We start from the raw sequence: 16,066 nt of genomic DNA, 5'->3' as shown, positions 1-16,066 counted from the left end.
TGTTCCTCCTATCGAACTAATTCCTTTTCATGTGGTAAGACTGTATCTGGGAAAATTTCTGTTGGATATTTTCCAGTGAAACATGCTAAACACAAGCCACGAGTTTCATCATCAAACGGACGTGCAATTGCTTCTACCATGCCTTCAGGTGATAAAAATGTTAACGAATCAGCGCAAATTGCTTCACGAATTTCATCAATTGTTTTATTTGCTGCAATTAATTCTTCATCTGAAGATATATCAATTCCATAAAAACAAGGATTTGAAATCGGCGGCGAAGAGATGACGACATGCACTTCAGTTGCACCTGCTTCTTTTAGCATTTTTACAATGCGACGTGAAGTCGTCCCACGTACTATTGAATCATCCACCATGACAACACGTTTACCTTTTACTACTTGAACAACAGGCGCCAATTTCATCTTTACACCACGTTCTCGGAGCTCTTGTGTTGGTTGGATAAATGTACGTCCTGTATAGCGATTTTTTATTAATCCAAGCTCATATGGAATTCCGCTTGCTTCCGCAAACCCAATGGCTGCTGAAATACTGGAATCTGGCACACCCGTCACAACATCGGCCTCAATATGACCTATTTCTTTCGCTAACTGTTTGCCTAAACGTTTACGTGCCATATGAATGTTAATTTGATCTATATTTGAATCAGGTCGAGCAAAATAAACGTATTCCATTGCACACATAGAACGTTTTTCCATTTGTGCAAAGCGTTCTTCCTCAATCCCTTTATCCGAAATAATTAAAAGTTCTCCAGGTTCAACATCTCGAACAAACTCGGCGCCAATTAAATCAAATGCATTTGTTTCTGAAGCAACTACCCAAGAATCCCCTAACTTTCCTAATGAAAGAGGACGTAATCCATTTCGATCACGTGCAACTAACATACGATCTTTCGTAAGAATTAAAATTGAGAAAGCACCTTTTAATAAGGAAAGTGCTTCTTTTACTTGCTCGCGAAAACGAGGCTGTTTACTTTTTTTAATTAAATGGACAACCACTTCTGTATCTGATGTTGCATGGAATAAACTTCCTGAACGTTCTAAGTGATGTTTTAGGTGATTGGCATTTACTAAATTACCGTTATGGGCAATCGCTAATGTACCTGTTGAAGAACGGAATAATAACGGTTGAACATTATCTATACCGCCACCACCAGCCGTTGTATATCGAACATGGGCAATTGCCGCATGTCCTATAGCATTTTTTAGTTTTTCTTCATTAAAAACTTCATTGACTAGCCCCTCGCCTCTAACTGCGCGAAGCTGTTCTCCGTCAGTTACAACGATGCCTGCACCTTCTTGACCGCGGTGTTGAAGAGCATGTAAGCCATAGTAGCTTAAATGAGCTGAATCATCATGACCCCATATACCAAAAACGCCACACTCTTCGTTTAAGCCTCTGATTTCACCAAGCATGGGATTGCTCCTTTCCAAGCAGAACGGAATTCCTCCACTGTACCTTCAAGAAGAAGACCCGTATCACCATTGATTGTTATCTTTGCATCATCTGTTACGATACCGATTTTCTGCGCTTCTGGAACTACTTTTTCAAATGCTGCTGCATTTTCTTCTTTTACAGTGACAATAAAACGAGATTGAGATTCGCTAAATAGTGCTGTTATAGCTGAACCTTCAAGTGTTACATATATTCCTAAACCATTTGCGCTAAATGTTTTTTCAGCTAGGGCTACTGCTACACCGCCTTCTGAAACGTCATGCGCAGATTGTACAAGGCTCGCACGAATTGCCTTTAAAACAGCCGCTTGTCGAGCTGCTTCTATGTCTAAATCGATATGTGGTGCTTTACCAAAGATTTTTCCGTATACTAATTTTTGAAGCTCAGATCCACCAAACTCTGTTTTCGTTTCACCAATTAAGTAAACAATGTCTCCAGCAGCTTTTACTTCTTGTGTTGTTACATGTGCTAAATCTTTTACTAAACCTACCATACCGATTGTTGGTGTTGGGTACACTGCTTCACCAGAGCGTTCGTTATAAAGGGAAACGTTACCTCCGATTACTGGTGCATTTAAGGCAGTACAAGCAGCAGAGATACCGTCAGCTGACTTCTCAATCTGCCAGAAAATTTCTGGTTTTTCAGGGTTACCGAAGTTTAAGCAGTCTGTTATAGCAAGTGGTTCTCCACCTGATACAACGATATTACGTGCTGCTTCAGCAACTGCTATCTTTCCGCCTGTTTCAGGGTCTAAGAAAATATAACGAGAGTTACAGTCTGTAGTCATCGCAAGACCTTTATTTGTACCACGTACGCGAAGTACTGCTGCATCAGAACCTGGTGCCACTACCGTATTTGTACGAACTTGATAATCGTATTGATCATAAACCCATTCTTTTGAAGCAATCGTTGGTGCTTGAAGTAATGATTTTAATGTTTCTTTCAAGTCCGTCACTTCTGGCTCATTATTTTCAATTGCTTGGAACTCTGCGAAATAAGCAGGCTCTTTAGAAGGTTTATGGTAAACTGGTGCATCCTCTGCAAGAGCATCTGCTGGAACTTCAGCAACCACTTCACCTTTATGAAGTAAACGAAGCATCTTGTCATCTGTTACACGACCAATTGCAACTGCATCTAAACCATATTTATCAAAGATTGCTTTAATCTCTTCCTCGCGACCTTTTTTCACTACGATTAACATACGTTCTTGAGACTCAGACAACATCATTTCATATGCGGACATTCCTGTTTCACGTTGAGGAACTAAGTCTAAATTCATTTCAACTCCAGAACCAGCCTTCGAAGCCATTTCAGCAGATGATGAAGTAAGACCTGCCGCCCCCATATCTTGAATCCCTACAAGAGCATCTGATTTTACAACTTCTAAGCAAGCCTCAAGTAAAAGCTTTTCCATAAATGGGTCGCCAACTTGAACAGCTGGGCGCTTTTCTTCAGAAGCTTCTGAAAGTTCTTCTGATGCGAATGTCGCTCCATGAATTCCATCACGACCTGTTTTAGCACCGACATACATGACTGTATTTCCAACACCAGCTGCGATACCACGTTGAATATCTTTATGGTCAATTAAGCCGACACACATTGCATTTACAAGTGGATTTCCTTCATAGCAAGGATCAAATTGAATTTCTCCCCCTACTGTTGGGATTCCGATACAATTCCCATAACCTGCTATCCCTGCAACAACTTCTTCAAATAAGTATTTACCGCGTTCAGATTGAAGTTCACCAAAGCGCAATGAGTTCAACATTGCAATTGGGCGAGCACCCATGGAGAAAACGTCACGGATAATACCGCCTACACCTGTTGCCGCACCTTGATAAGGTTCAATAGCAGAAGGGTGATTATGTGATTCCATTTTAAATACAACAGCTTGCTCATCACCGATATCCACAATTCCTGCACCTTCACCAGGCCCTTGAAGAACTTGAGGACCTTTTGTAGGGAATTTACGTAATACTGGCTTTGAATTTTTATAAGAACAGTGTTCAGACCACATAACAGAAAATAATCCTGTTTCAGTCCAGTTTGGAAGGCGGCCTAAAATTTTCTCCACCATCGCAAATTCTTCATCTGACATACCCATTCCAGCGTAAAGCTTTTGTTCTTTAATTTGCTCCTGTGTTGGCTCTAGACTAGCTGACATGTGATTCCCTCCACTGTTTTACAATTGATTTGAAAAGGTTTAGACCATCTGCGCTACCTAATAAATCACTAACTGCGCGTTCTGGATGCGGCATCATCCCAAGGACGTTTCCTCTTTCGTTGATGATTCCAGCAATATCTTCTAAACTACCATTTGGATTTTCACCTGAATATGTAAAGACAATTTGATTATTTGCTTTTAATTTTGTTAAGGTTTCTTCGTCACAGAAATAGTTTCCTTCTCCGTGAGCAATTGGAATGTTAATAATTTGACCATTTTCATATTGATTTGTAAAAATCGTGTCATTATTTTCTACTTTTAACTGAACTGTACGGCACATGAATTTAAGGTTTTTATTTCGAAGTAATGCACCTGGAAGTAAACCTGCTTCCGTTAAAATTTGGAATCCGTTACATACTCCTAAAACTGGTTTTCCCGCTTCAGCAGCTCTTTTAACTTCAGCCATTACGTTTGATTGGTTCGCCATTGCTCCACAACGTAAATAGTCACCATAAGAGAAACCACCAGGAACTAAGATGCCATCAAAGTCGCTTAAATCTGTTGCATCATGCCAAACATATTCCACTTCTTCACCAAGCTCATCTTTAATGGCATGGTACATATCGATGTCACAGTTTGACCCAGGGAAAACGAGTACTGCGAATTTCATAATTAGTTAGCCTCCTCGATTTCGTAACGATAATCTTCAATCACAGTGTTTGTAAGAAGTTTTTCACACATTTCTTTTACTAACCCATCGATATCACGATCTGTATCAGTGATTTGCACTTCTAAATATTTTCCGATACGCACGTCACTAACCTCGTTGTATCCCATTTTCACTAAAGAACCCTGTACAGCAGAACCTTGAGGATCTAACACACTTTCGCGTAATGTCACGTAAATTTTAACTTTAGTCATTTCTATTTACCTCCAAGTCTAGCAAGAATAATTTTATATACATCTGTTAAATTTCCTAAATCACGACGGAATACATCTTTATCAAGCTTTTGCTTTGTTTTTGCATCCCAAAGACGACAAGTATCTGGGGATATTTCATCCGCCAACAAAACATTTCCATCTTTATCTCGACCAAACTCTAGTTTGAAATCTACTAATATAACATCTACTTCTTCAAAAATAGGTTTTAAAACGTCATTCACTTTTAAGCCTAATTCATATAAGGCATCAGTCTCTTCTTTTGTTGCAATACCTAATATGTCGATATGTTCGTTGTTGATGAATGGGTCCCCCAATGCATCATCTTTATAGTAAAATTCAACAATTGTACGTTTAAGTGGCTGTCCTTCTTCTATGCCTAATCTTTTTGCTAGACTACCTGCTGCAATGTTGCGAACAACGACTTCAATTGGAATAATGTCAACTTTACGAACTAATTGTTCATTATCCGAAATACGTTCTACAAAATGCGATTCAATTCCATGTTCTTTTAACTTTTCAAAAATTAAAGTAGTAATTTGGTTGTTCAAAGTACCTTTACCTTCAATTTCGGCTTTCTTTTCACCATTAAAAGCTGTAGCACTATCTTTGTATTCAACATACAAAATATCTTCTTGTTCTGTAGTGTAAAGACGTTTCGCTTTACCTTCGTATAAAAGTTGACCTTTATTCATGACATATGCCTCCAGTTAAGTAGAGGGTGTGTAATTACACACCCACCTGAATATTCATTAATTTAATCCAAGTCGTTCAAAGATCATATCAACATTTTTGATGTGATAGTTGTAGTCGAAGCAATCTTCAATTTCCTCTGAAGAAAGCAATGAAGTAATTTTTTCATTTGCTTCTACTAATGTACGGAATTGAATTTGTTCATCCCAAGCACGTGCAGTAAGTGGTTGAACAGTATCATAAGCTTCTTCACGAACTAAACCTTTATCAATAAGCGCAAGTAAAATGCGTTGTGAGTATATTAATCCAAACGTGCGCTCCATGTTGCGTTTCATATTTTCAGGGAATACTGTTAAGTTTTTCACGATGTTTCCGAAACGATTTAGCATATAGTTCAGTGCAATGGTTGCATCCGGAATAATGACACGTTCTGCTGAAGAATGTGAGATATCACGTTCATGCCATAAAGAAACGTTTTCGTAAGCTGTTAGCATGAATCCACGTATTAAACGAGCCATACCAGTCATATTTTCAGAACCGATTGGATTACGTTTATGTGGCATCGCTGAAGAACCTTTTTGTCCCTTGCCGAATGCTTCCTCTACCTCACGTGTTTCTGATTTTTGAAGACCGCGGATTTCCGTTGCAAATTTCTCAATAGATGTAGCAATTAACGCTAATGTTGAGAAGTACTGTGCATGACGGTCACGCTGTAAAGTCTGTGTTGAGATTGGTGCAGCTTGTAATCCCAATTTTTCACAAACATATTGCTCAACGAATGGATCGATGTTTGCATACGTACCTACCGCACCGGAAATTTTGCCTGTTTCAATTACTTTAGCAGCATAGTCGAAACGTTCTAGGTTACGTCTCATTTCTTCAAGCCATAATGCAAGTTTTAAACCGAAAGTTGTTGGTTCAGCGTGAACACCGTGCGTTCGGCCCATCATTACTGTGTATTTATGTTCTTTCGCTTTTTCCGTTAAAATGTCGATGAAGTTCACGATATCTTTACGCAAAATTGTATTTGCTTGTTTAATTAAATAAGATAATGCAGTGTCTACTACGTCCGTTGATGTTAAACCGTAATGAACCCATTTACGTTCTTCACCTAATGTTTCCGAAACAGCACGAGTAAATGCTACGACATCGTGGCGAGTCTCTTGCTCAATTTCATAAATACGGTTAATATCAAATGATGCATTTTGGCGAAGTAATGCTACGTCTTCTTTTGGAATATCACCAAGCTCAGCCCAAGCTTCACAAGCTAAAATTTCAACCTCTAACCAAGCTTTAAATTTGTTTTCTTCTGTCCAAATTGCACCCATTTCAGGACGTGTATAACGTTCAATCATATTTCTTTTACTCCTTTTATTCCGACCAAATGCCGGATTTTTCAATTTGTTCTAATGTTTCTTTAACATTATCAGTCATTATTGTAACATGTCCCATCTTACGATTGACCTTAGCTTCAGCTTTTCCATATAAATGCACTGACCATTCAGGATATTTTGAGATTGAATTACTTAAAGGCACTACATGTTGACCTAGAACGTTGACCATAATTGAAGGCTTCATCAGTTTTGGTTTTCGTAATGGCCATCCACAGACCGCGCGTATATGCTGACCAAATTGAGAGATATTACATCCTTCAATTGAATAATGCCCTGAGTTATGAGGTCTTGGCGCAAGTTCATTTATAACAATTTGGCCATCTTCAAGGACAAACATTTCAACTGCTAACGTTCCAATCAATTGTAAGTGATCTGCAATTTTAATAGCTGCATCTTCTGCTTTTTTCAATGTTTCCACTGAAATACGTGCTGGCACAATTGTTTCATGTAAAATGTGATGTACATGAATGTTTTCACCTACTGGAAGACAATATGTTTCGCCATTTCCGTTTCGTTGAACGATACATGAAATTTCCATTTTAAATGGAACAAAGCCTTCAACTACACATTGTGAATGCTCAACTAAGCTTTTTGCTAATGGTATATCTTCATAAGATTCTAGGAGCTGTTGCCCTTTACCATCATACCCACCACGTGCAGTTTTAACGATACATGGGTACCCAATTTTATCTATCTGTTCAGTTAAATCCTCATATGTATTTACCACAACGTAAGGAGCTACTGGACAACCCGCTTTTACAATGGCATCCTTCTCAGTCACTCGATTTTGAGTTATTCGTACTAGCTCCGCTCCTTGAGGCACATAAGCAATTTTTGTTAATCGTTTTAACCCTTCATAATCTATATTTTCAAACTCATACGTAATCACATCACTAACATCAGCTAACTCTTCTAATGCCGCTTCATCGTTATATTGTCCAACGATGCGCACATCAGCTACCTGTCCGCAAGGTGAATCCATTGTTGGCTCTAATACAGCAATTTTGAAACCTGCTTCTTTTGCAGCTAGCGCCATCATTCTTCCTAACTGCCCACCACCAATTATTCCAATCGTTTGCCCAGGATATATCATTTTTGTCACAGTAGGTCACCTGTACTTTCTAATACTTTTTCTTTTAAGGCTTCACGACGAGCCTCTAGCTTATTTGCTAATTCTAAATCTGAAATCGATAAAATTTGAGCAGCTAATAAACCTGCATTAGTAGCACCAGCATTCCCAATCGCAACCGTTGCAACTGGTACGCCTCCTGGCATTTGAACGATTGATAACAAAGAATCTAAGCCATTTAATGCTTTAGATTGAACAGGTACACCGATAACTGGTAATGTAGTTTTTGCTGCAACCATACCAGGTAAATGTGCGGCACCACCTGCACCCGCTATAATGATTTGAATCCCTCTAGATCTTGCATTTTCTGCGTACTCAAACATTAAATCAGGTGTACGATGTGCAGAAACGACCTTTTTCTCGTATGGAACCTGTAATTCTTCTAAAATATCACAAGCGTGTTTCATTGTTTCCCAGTCACTTGTGCTTCCCATAATCACACCAATTTTTGGATTCATGATTTCGCTCCCTTATGTAAACTTATAAATAAAAAGTCCCCAAATAATCTACCATCTACACGAGAGAAAGCAGATCACTTGAGGACATAGTAGGTCACAAAAAAGTTTGTGGAATTAGAATCCCATACTCTTTTATAAACCTGTCTTAAAGTTCGCTTTCCCGCATAGTCCGATATTTACGGTATCGGGTAGAGACACTAGAGCCATATTCTCTAGCATATATGTGGGATTTCATTAAATTGATTTGAACCGACCAACTTAACAATTTATATATGATTATCATTGTTTTGCTTTATCATTTTAACAAGGGTTAAACAGAAAATCAATGACAAAATGCGAACGATTAATTTTCAGAAAATAGGATTGTTCGGTTTTTAGTAACAAAATCTAATTTTCTTCTTTTAATATTCCTTTAAATTGAATTTTTTGACGCAAATATGTAGGCTCACCATTCACCATATGAAAAACGGGTTCTTCTCTTCTTCCCATTGGCATATACCCTGCTGTTCTCATACGTTCTAAACATTGTTCAATTGTCTCATTTTCCTCTACTTCAAACCAAATTTGTTTTTTCACAAAAGATGTCATCCTTCCACATTTTCAACTAGTCTCTATTACTATAACATGTACAAGAATTATGATTTAATAAAACAAAATAGCATTAACGTTTTATGTTATATCGAAATCGAATAAAGAATATTATTTACTAAACCATTAATATATTTCATCTTTAATAAAACTCACACGAAAGGAAATGATTTTATTAGATATTTGGCGAAATTAATAAGCATCCTTTCAGGAATTGCTAGCATTCTATTATGGATACAATTAGTTTTTAATAATCCTTATGCCGCTCCTTCAACTGGTCCCATCGCAACAACTTTTTTCATGTTATGTTTACCTGCATGTTTAGCAATCATTTCTGCGCTTAAAACAAATCATAAGCTGATGCTCGTTGCATTTATTTGGTCATTCCCAGTTAGTCTCTATGTATATTTTACCCCCGGAATTTTCTCTTGGTTTGGAATAACTAGTGTGACTTACTTATTTAGCTTTGTATTAATTTTAGTTTCTCAAAAAATTAGTATTTTAAAGGAACAGCATAAACAGTGAAAAAGTTTCCAGTTTAGTACAACAATTTTATAGACAAGCTTTATTTGACTTCATTTTCATGGATAGCGACATCCATTTTTCTTTTTCCGTAAAACTTATAAGGATGGAAAAATTCCCTATTTTGTCATTGGAATATTTTTACTCTGTCTATTAAACTTCAATTAAATAAACTAAAAAACTTTGGAGGGGCCCAAGCTGTAGCTGATGCTATCAAAGTAGCCGGTGGAGAAGCAATTGCTAACCGCGCAAACGTTGCAGAATTGACTGATTTAGAAAACCTATTTGCTGAAACAAAAGCTGCATTTGGTAAATTGGATATTTTGGTAAACAACGCTGGTATTATGGACGGTATGGAACCTGTTGGGGAAACTTCTGATGAAAGATGGGATCGTGTTTTTGCAGTTAATACTACTGGTGTCATGCGTGCAATGCGAATTGCAGTAAATCTTTTCCTAGAGCAAGGCCATGGCGTCATTGTAAATAATATTTCTGTTGGTGGTTTACGTGGGGCTCGTGCTGGCGCTGCTTATACTGCCTCTAAACATGCTGTAACTGGTTTAACAAAAAATACTGCTTATATGTACGCAAGCTCAGGTATCCGTTGCAACGGCATTGCACCAGGTGGAGTAGAAACGAATATTGGTGCATCCATGACAAACATCTCTCAATTTGGTATGGGCCGTCAACAAACTGGTATGGCTACAATGCCTCGTGGTGGACAACCCGACGAAATAGCTCAGCTTGCACTATTCTTAGGCTCTGATGAATCAAGTTTCATTAATGGGCAAGTAATTGCTGCAGATGCAGGTTGGACAGCTTTCTAAAATTTAAAATTCTAGAGCGCCGATATGCTTAATAATAGTTGGGGGCTTTTGACATAATTCCACTGAACTTAGTGATGTTGTGCCAAATTTATCTTTGGCAGATATGCCCCCATTACCATCGGCGTTAATTTGAAAGTTTAAAAAAATCGGACCTTGAAATTAATTCATCAGCAGGAGTTTGAATAAAGATTTCTTGATTAATTGGTCCATTCTTTTTTAGAAAAGATTTTACAATAGAATATCCTATACAATAGCCAATCCACCTAGGAAAATTAGAAGTACCATCTCCATATAAAAAAGGTTGGTGCTTTATAACTCCCTTACTATTTAGATATGGAACAAACCTATCGAACCAAATTTCCTTCATTTCTTCCAATGAGTATCGATTGATCCAAGGGGAACACCACTTTGATCCATATAATTCCTCAACTGCGCATTCAGCCATCCCTTCAATAATTAAAGAATCCTTCAATGGTATATTTTCAGGTGCTTTATTTAAATAATCAAGCCTACAACAGTGATGATATTCGTGTGCAATCATTGCTTTTAACTCTGTCTCCTCCAATTCTAGGGATATGAAGAGGAAGATATTTTCCCTAAAAGATAATCCATTTTTATTTGCAATTATCCCTTCAATATTCGGACGATGTTTTGTTAATGGAAAGATGAAGATTGGCGTCTCTTTCCCATTCCATAATTTTTTAAGTCTCTCATATTCCTTTTGAACAATTCTCCAAGTATTCTTTTCTTCTAATTGTTTTAATGTAAACTCTATGTCTACTATCTCTTCTGGTGTAAATAACCCGTTTCTTATAAGAATAAAAAGCAATTCTTCTGGGGGAACATCGGAAAAATAACTTTTCAGGTGATGATAGAACAATTTTTGCTGAATAAATCTAGGCGATGATTCTACTAATAATCGTGACATCTCAACTATTTCCTCAAGTATCACCTTTGTATTTTCAACTGCCAAACCCTACTCCTCCTTTTTTTCTATTTTATGTTTTAGACTATTAACTCGTGTGTTCATCTTACTACGGCATAAATTAATAAAAGTCTAAGTAGGAAAGGAGGAAAGAATATGCATATACGTCAAGCATATGAACTTTGTTGTAAATATCATGGCAAAATTGTATGTATTACTGATAAAAAAGGAAGAAAACATGTTGGGAAAATTACAAAAGTAGATCGTGATATGGTGTGGATTCTACCGATGAAAGAACGTGGTGGGTATGGACTAGGCTTCTGGGGCTTTGGTGGTGGGTATGGATATGGACCTTTTGGCTACGGTGGTGGCGGCTTAGGTTATGGAATTGCACTAGGAGCCATCCTAGGTATTACACTAGTTTCAGCATTTGGTTGGTAACCTTTTAATTATAAGGATCTTCCGATTGACCAAGTATCTTTCATTAATGGAATGGCTAAAGCATTTGTTATGTTTATAACGGAATATATTGTTCGCTGACACATATGTTGACTTAGCTGCATTGTCTCTTAATAGCTTTGTAAAAAGGAAAAGGTGAAGAAAGGAAATTACTTTCTTTACCTTTTTGTCTTCTTCAGTCTTTATTCTGGAATATAAGGTAATTCTAAGCTTTTAGGAATATTAATCACGTGAGTCTCTGTATAGGATTTTATTCCTTCAACACCGTATTCTCGTCCAACACCTGACTGTTTCACACCACCGAATGGGAAACGAACATCTAAGCCTTGTACGGCTGCTGTATTGATCATTGTTGTCCCCGCTTCAATACGACGGGCAACTTTAATCGCATGTTCTTCTTCTCCCCAAACAGAGCTTGTTAAACCATAGATACTTTCGTTATGCAATTCAATCACTTGTTCTTCATCATCAAATGGTAAGATTGGCACAGTTGGACCAAATTGTTCTTCTACCACAATATCCGCATGAAAGTCTGCCTCTAATACAAGTGTAGGCTGAAGGAAATATCCTTCTTCCATTAGTTCTGGATTTAAAATCTGACCTAGTGGAATAACTTTTGCGCCATCCTTCTCTGCCTTTTCAACAAGACTTCGAACATATTGAACTTGATTTTTATTATTAACAGGTCCTACGGTAACATCAGGGTTAAATGGATCTCCTAAACGAATCCATTTATTTGCAGCTTCAATATACTTTTCAACGAATTTGTCATAAATGGAACGATGTACATAAACACGTTTTGCAATCATACAAATTTGACCGGCAGTTAAGAAGTTGGAAATGACCATTCGACGTAATGCTCGCTCATCATTTACATCAAAACTATCGAGTACAATGGCAGCATCATTACCACCAAGCTCAAGTGTCATTTTCTTTATCGTTTCTGATGCAGCTTTCATAATACTTTTTGCCGTTCTCGTTCCACCTGTGAATGCGATTTTCGCTACCTTTTCGTTCGACGTTAATTCAACACCAACTTCCGCCTCACCATGTACAAGATTCAACACACCCGGAGGAAATTCGTCTGCAATGATTTCACATACGCGACTAACTGCTAATGGAGCAAATGGACTCGGTTTTAAAACCATCGTATTTCCCGTTAATAACGCAGGAGCAATTTTAATTGTTGATAAAGAAATCGGATAGTTCCATGGTGTAATTGCTGAAACAACACCTATAGGATCAAAAGTTATTATTGTTCGCCCATTTTCATGTTCTTTAATTTCAGGTGTTACAGCTTCTTTCACATGGTCACATGCAAATTCCATCCACATTAGTGAGATGGCAATTTCTCCTTTTGAATCATAAAGTGCTTTACCGTGTTCACGTGACAATAACTCCGCGATTTCATCAGTAGAGTCTTTAATTTTTTCAATAGCTCGCTTCATTCTGGCAATACGATCATCCACATCGCTCCAAGCCCACTCTTTAAATGCATTATAGGCAGCGTCAATAGCTTGTATTGTCTCTTCCCTAGTATTAATTGGCGCATATCCAACAACTTCATCAGGGTGAGTAGGATTTTCACGCGGTAATGTTCGTTCTGTATCTATTTTTTTGCCATTTATAATTGAACTGACCTTAATAGGTTCTCGCACCATATTTTAGCCCTCCATATTCTTATTTAACAAAACTAGTATGAATTTGGTTTTTTATTTATATACCCATTTAATTTAGTAACTTTCCTTCATTAGTAAAAAAATGCAGAAAAAAGAAATTAAATCTTTCCCCTGCTACAAATTCACATATACTAGGTGATTCAAATTTTATTATGGTTACTCCAAAATATTAGTTAAAGTCATCCCAAACTTCTTTTGCTACATCCACAACAAATTTTAATTTTTGCCATTGTTCTTCTTCTGTTAGTTTGTTACCGTGATGGGTTGAAGCAAAGCCGCATTGAGGACTAATGCAAAGTTGTTCTAACGGTACGTATTGGGAAGCTTCTCTTATACGTGCTTTAATTGTCTCTTTATCCTCTAACTGGCCAAATTTTGACGTAACTAGTCCAAGAACAACTTTGGGACCACCTTTTGGAATATGTTTAAGAGGCTCAAAGCTACCTGCACGTTCCGTATCATATTCTAAAAAGAATCCATCGACTTTCTCATTAGCAAAGATAATCGGCGCAATATCATCATACCCTCCTGCAAAATGATAATCTGAACGGTAGTTACCTCTACATACATGAGTCGTAACTGTTAGATCTTCAGGTTTATCTTGCAGAATGCTATTCACAACGCTTACCGCTAATTCCGCTCTATATTTCTTTTCCTCTGGTGTAAAATCAGAAGTTGCAATAACCGCTAAGTAAACATCATCTAGCTGAATATATCGGATACCAATACGATAGAACTCTTTAATCGTTTCTCTATATGCTTCAATAATGTCTGGTGCAAAGTCATCAAAGCTTTCATATTGTCCATTAATAATAGCAGGATGGAAGAATTGATTAGGGCTTGGAATAGTAAATTTCACCATAGCTCTTTCTTCAACAATCTCCAACAAATCTTTCGCCTGTTGGAAAAATGGGTGACTCGGATTGTAAGCAACTTTTCCCACAAGGCGAACATCATAAGGATCTGTTTCTTGATTTTTAAAACCATATCCATGCTCCGGAATATATCCTTCAGCTCCTAATAGATGTTCCATAAAAGTCGAATGCCACCAGTCCCGACCAAATTCTCCTTCAGTTACAGCTTGCAGTCCCACTTCGATTTGCTTATCAACAATTCGTTTGATTTCTTGAACTTCAATTTCACGGAACTGTTCTTGTGAAATTTTCCCTTCTTTTAATTCATTTCTTGCTATTTTTATAGTCTCTGAACGTAGTAAGCTCCCTACCTGATCTGCACGAAATGGTGCTTTTACTATTGTTTTTGTCATGATTACACTCCTTCTTTCTATATCGTTCTATTAAGTAATGTAAGTGTAGCATGCCATTAGCAATATAGTGAAACACCTAAAATCTATTGTTTGTCATAGTTATAAACTATAGCTGTGACAGTTCTTCCTTGATTGTTTCCTTTAAATAGTCAATATATATATCTGCTAAACGACTATTTGAAATATTTTTGTGTGTAATATAGCCCACGACAATTCGTTCATCCACCTTCAACGGAATAGAAACTATGTCGCTATTTAATTCTTTACTTATAACGCCTGTAGATATGGTATATCCATTTAACCCAATTAATAGGTTGAATAAGGTTGCCCGGTCACTTACTTTTATATTTTTCGGTCTAGAAAGAGTACTTAATATTTCCTCTGAAAAATAAAAAGAATTATAATCCCCTTGTTCAAAGGATAGATATGGATACGGAATTAAATCAGATAAAGTAACATAATCTTGGTCTACAAGAGGATTTTTTGAACTAATAAAAACATGTGGTTTAGCTTCAAATAACTCATGGAATTCTAAATTTCCCTCTCTAAGAAATTTAGAAATCACCTTCTGGTTAAATTCGTTTATATAAAGGATACCAATTTCACTTCGCAAGTTTTTAACATCTTCAATTATTTCATATGTCTTAGTTTCTCTTAACGTAAATTCGTACTCTTCACGGTTATAATTTTTTAACAATCGAACAAATGCACTCACAGCAAATGCATAATGTTGAGCCGATACTGAGAAATGCTGCTGCTGGGACTGTTTAATTGAATAACGATTCTCAAGAAGCTCAGCTTGCTCTACAACCTGCCTTGCATATCCTAGAAATTCTGTCCCCTCTTGGGTAATAATAATTCCTTTATTGGTTCTTGAAAAAATCGTAATTCCTATTTCCTTCTCCAATTCTTTTAATGCATTTGAAAGACTTGGTTGACTAATAAATAGATTCTGTGCAGCTTTACTTATAGATCGACTTCTTGCAACTTCAATCACATATTTTAATTGTTGTAATGTCAATTAAATTCCCTCTCTTTAAAGTACTTGGCGACTTAAAATTCCCTATTTTATTTTAACATTATTACTAATAAAAAACTTAAGATGCTTTCTTGTCATTCCTTGGCAGAGTTTGGTCTTTGAGATATTTTCTTGTGGACATTTGTTTGTCTTAGGTGAATTACCTTGTTCTTAGAGTTGGGGGCTTTTTTAATTACAAAAAAACACCACTGAAAAATCAGTGGTGTTGTGCGAAGCGCTCGTCTACCTCTCACAGGGCATCCCCCAACTACCATCGACACTATCTCGAAGTCCGATGACTTTCGGATTTCTGCGTCACCTTCGTCCTTCCGGTGCTCATGTACCTAGTACATTCCGCTCCTCACTCCTCGGTTCCTTGAACTCCTCGGTCCTCTTACTTCTCGAATCCTTACTCATATTTCTTTTCGCTTTTTATAATAATCTGCTTCTCTAACGCGCCGATCGAACCTTCGGTTCTTGGAGTTGAGGCCTTTTTAGATATAAAAAAACCACTGAAAAATCAGTGGTGTT

Annotated in this window: 15 protein-coding genes, 1 pseudogene and 1 riboswitch; of the genes and pseudogenes, 3 read left to right on the top strand and 13 right to left on the bottom strand. The window is 37.2% G+C overall.

Annotated elements, in window-relative coordinates:
* Positions 1–8: 8 nt before the first annotated feature.
* The 9 genes from purF to CD30_RS07700 all read right to left on the bottom strand — a co-directional run bounded on the left by purF (position 9) and on the right by CD30_RS07700 (position 8,826).
* Positions 9–1,433: an amidophosphoribosyltransferase gene (gene purF, locus CD30_RS07740; RefSeq protein WP_036175065.1), complete on the bottom strand. Its 1,425-nt coding sequence runs from the start codon at positions 1,431–1,433 to the stop codon at positions 9–11.
* Entirely contained in the window at positions 1,409–3,637 is a 2,229-nt protein-coding gene (gene purL / locus CD30_RS07735) for a phosphoribosylformylglycinamidine synthase subunit PurL (RefSeq protein WP_036174920.1), read from the bottom strand. Before purL ends, purF begins: the two co-directional genes overlap by 25 nt.
* Entirely contained in the window at positions 3,627–4,307 is a 681-nt protein-coding gene (gene purQ, locus CD30_RS07730) for a phosphoribosylformylglycinamidine synthase subunit PurQ (RefSeq protein ID WP_036174917.1), read from the bottom strand. The genes purL and purQ overlap by 11 nt, the downstream gene beginning before the upstream one ends.
* Positions 4,308–4,309: 2 nt before the next feature.
* Positions 4,310–4,558 (bottom strand): phosphoribosylformylglycinamidine synthase subunit PurS, encoded by a 249-nt coding sequence (gene purS, locus CD30_RS07725; RefSeq protein WP_036174915.1) that lies wholly within the window; start codon positions 4,556–4,558, stop codon positions 4,310–4,312.
* A 2-nt stretch (positions 4,559–4,560) separates the two neighbouring features.
* Positions 4,561–5,271: a phosphoribosylaminoimidazolesuccinocarboxamide synthase gene (gene purC, locus CD30_RS07720; protein ID WP_036174913.1), complete on the bottom strand. Its 711-nt coding sequence runs from the start codon at positions 5,269–5,271 to the stop codon at positions 4,561–4,563.
* A 57-nt stretch (positions 5,272–5,328) separates the two neighbouring features.
* Positions 5,329–6,624 carry an adenylosuccinate lyase gene (gene purB / locus CD30_RS07715; RefSeq protein ID WP_036174911.1) on the bottom strand — a complete coding sequence of 432 codons (1,296 nt, stop codon included), beginning with the start codon at positions 6,622–6,624 and terminating at the stop codon, positions 5,329–5,331.
* A 16-nt stretch (positions 6,625–6,640) separates the two neighbouring features.
* Positions 6,641–7,765 (bottom strand): 5-(carboxyamino)imidazole ribonucleotide synthase, encoded by a 1,125-nt coding sequence (purK, locus tag CD30_RS07710; RefSeq protein WP_036174909.1) that lies wholly within the window; start codon positions 7,763–7,765, stop codon positions 6,641–6,643.
* Positions 7,762–8,250: a 5-(carboxyamino)imidazole ribonucleotide mutase gene (purE, locus tag CD30_RS07705; protein WP_036174907.1), complete on the bottom strand. Its 489-nt coding sequence runs from the start codon at positions 8,248–8,250 to the stop codon at positions 7,762–7,764. The genes purK and purE overlap by 4 nt, the downstream gene beginning before the upstream one ends.
* Positions 8,251–8,395: 145 nt before the next feature.
* Positions 8,396–8,495, bottom strand: a riboswitch (purine riboswitch).
* 142 nt (positions 8,496–8,637) lie between these two features.
* The gene (locus tag CD30_RS07700) at positions 8,638–8,826 is read right to left on the bottom strand and encodes an NETI motif-containing protein (RefSeq protein WP_235802020.1); all 189 of its coding nucleotides are present in this window, start codon (positions 8,824–8,826) and stop codon (positions 8,638–8,640) included.
* A 195-nt stretch (positions 8,827–9,021) separates the two neighbouring features.
* Here CD30_RS07700 and CD30_RS07695 point away from each other — a divergent pair, with 195 nt between their 5' ends.
* Both CD30_RS07695 and CD30_RS07690 read left to right on the top strand, forming a co-directional pair.
* Positions 9,022–9,363: a hypothetical protein gene (locus CD30_RS07695; RefSeq protein ID WP_052126097.1), complete on the top strand. Its 342-nt coding sequence runs from the start codon at positions 9,022–9,024 to the stop codon at positions 9,361–9,363.
* A gap of 176 nt (positions 9,364–9,539) precedes the next feature.
* A pseudogene (locus CD30_RS07690) lies at positions 9,540–10,187 on the top strand (SDR family oxidoreductase); the annotation flags it as partial.
* 124 nt (positions 10,188–10,311) lie between these two features.
* Here CD30_RS07690 and CD30_RS07685 read toward each other — a convergent pair.
* Positions 10,312–11,160: a DUF2268 domain-containing putative Zn-dependent protease gene (locus CD30_RS07685; protein WP_036174901.1), complete on the bottom strand. Its 849-nt coding sequence runs from the start codon at positions 11,158–11,160 to the stop codon at positions 10,312–10,314.
* Between the two features lie 108 nt (positions 11,161–11,268).
* Here CD30_RS07685 and CD30_RS07680 point away from each other — a divergent pair, with 108 nt between their 5' ends.
* Positions 11,269–11,553, top strand: coding sequence for a hypothetical protein (locus CD30_RS07680; protein WP_036174899.1), 285 nt, complete (start codon positions 11,269–11,271; stop codon positions 11,551–11,553).
* A 200-nt stretch (positions 11,554–11,753) separates the two neighbouring features.
* On the opposite strand, the gene CD30_RS07675 is transcribed toward CD30_RS07680, so the two are convergent.
* The 3 genes from CD30_RS07675 to CD30_RS07665 form a co-directional block, all read right to left on the bottom strand.
* Positions 11,754–13,232: an aldehyde dehydrogenase family protein gene (locus tag CD30_RS07675; RefSeq protein ID WP_036174896.1), complete on the bottom strand. Its 1,479-nt coding sequence runs from the start codon at positions 13,230–13,232 to the stop codon at positions 11,754–11,756.
* Positions 13,233–13,419: 187 nt separating this feature from the next.
* Complete coding sequence (locus CD30_RS07670) at positions 13,420–14,517, bottom strand: 5-methyltetrahydropteroyltriglutamate--homocysteine S-methyltransferase (protein ID WP_036174893.1); 1,098 nt, start codon at positions 14,515–14,517, stop codon at positions 13,420–13,422.
* A 106-nt stretch (positions 14,518–14,623) separates the two neighbouring features.
* Positions 14,624–15,538, bottom strand: a complete 915-nt coding sequence (locus CD30_RS07665) for a LysR family transcriptional regulator (RefSeq protein WP_036174890.1) — start codon at positions 15,536–15,538, stop codon at positions 14,624–14,626.
* Positions 15,539–16,066 lie beyond the last annotated feature (528 nt).

The organism is Ureibacillus massiliensis 4400831 = CIP 108448 = CCUG 49529, assembly GCF_000772965.1.
GTDB lineage: Bacteria > Bacillota > Bacilli > Bacillales_A > Planococcaceae > Ureibacillus > Ureibacillus massiliensis.
Note: the sequence above shows the minus strand (reverse complement) of the source record. Positions and strands in the feature narration are given on the sequence as shown.

What these genes read in the sequence shown, in the direction of transcription:
- purF (WP_036175065.1), bottom strand. Translation starts at nt 1,433, where the DNA reads ATGCTTGGTGAAATCAGAGGCTTAAACGAAGAGTGTGGCGTTTTTGGT.
- CD30_RS07675 (WP_036174896.1), bottom strand. Translation starts at nt 13,232, where the DNA reads ATGGTGCGAGAACCTATTAAGGTCAGTTCAATTATAAATGGCAAAAAA.
- purS (WP_036174915.1), bottom strand. Translation starts at nt 4,558, where the DNA reads ATGACTAAAGTTAAAATTTACGTGACATTACGCGAAAGTGTGTTAGAT.
- purL (WP_036174920.1), bottom strand. Translation starts at nt 3,637, where the DNA reads ATGTCAGCTAGTCTAGAGCCAACACAGGAGCAAATTAAAGAACAAAAG.
- purC (WP_036174913.1), bottom strand. Translation starts at nt 5,271, where the DNA reads ATGAATAAAGGTCAACTTTTATACGAAGGTAAAGCGAAACGTCTTTAC.
- purQ (WP_036174917.1), bottom strand. Translation starts at nt 4,307, where the DNA reads ATGAAATTCGCAGTACTCGTTTTCCCTGGGTCAAACTGTGACATCGAT.
- CD30_RS07680 (WP_036174899.1), top strand. Translation starts at nt 11,269, where the DNA reads ATGCATATACGTCAAGCATATGAACTTTGTTGTAAATATCATGGCAAA.
- purE (WP_036174907.1), bottom strand. Translation starts at nt 8,250, where the DNA reads ATGAATCCAAAAATTGGTGTGATTATGGGAAGCACAAGTGACTGGGAA.
- purB (WP_036174911.1), bottom strand. Translation starts at nt 6,624, where the DNA reads ATGATTGAACGTTATACACGTCCTGAAATGGGTGCAATTTGGACAGAA.
- CD30_RS07670 (WP_036174893.1), bottom strand. Translation starts at nt 14,517, where the DNA reads ATGACAAAAACAATAGTAAAAGCACCATTTCGTGCAGATCAGGTAGGG.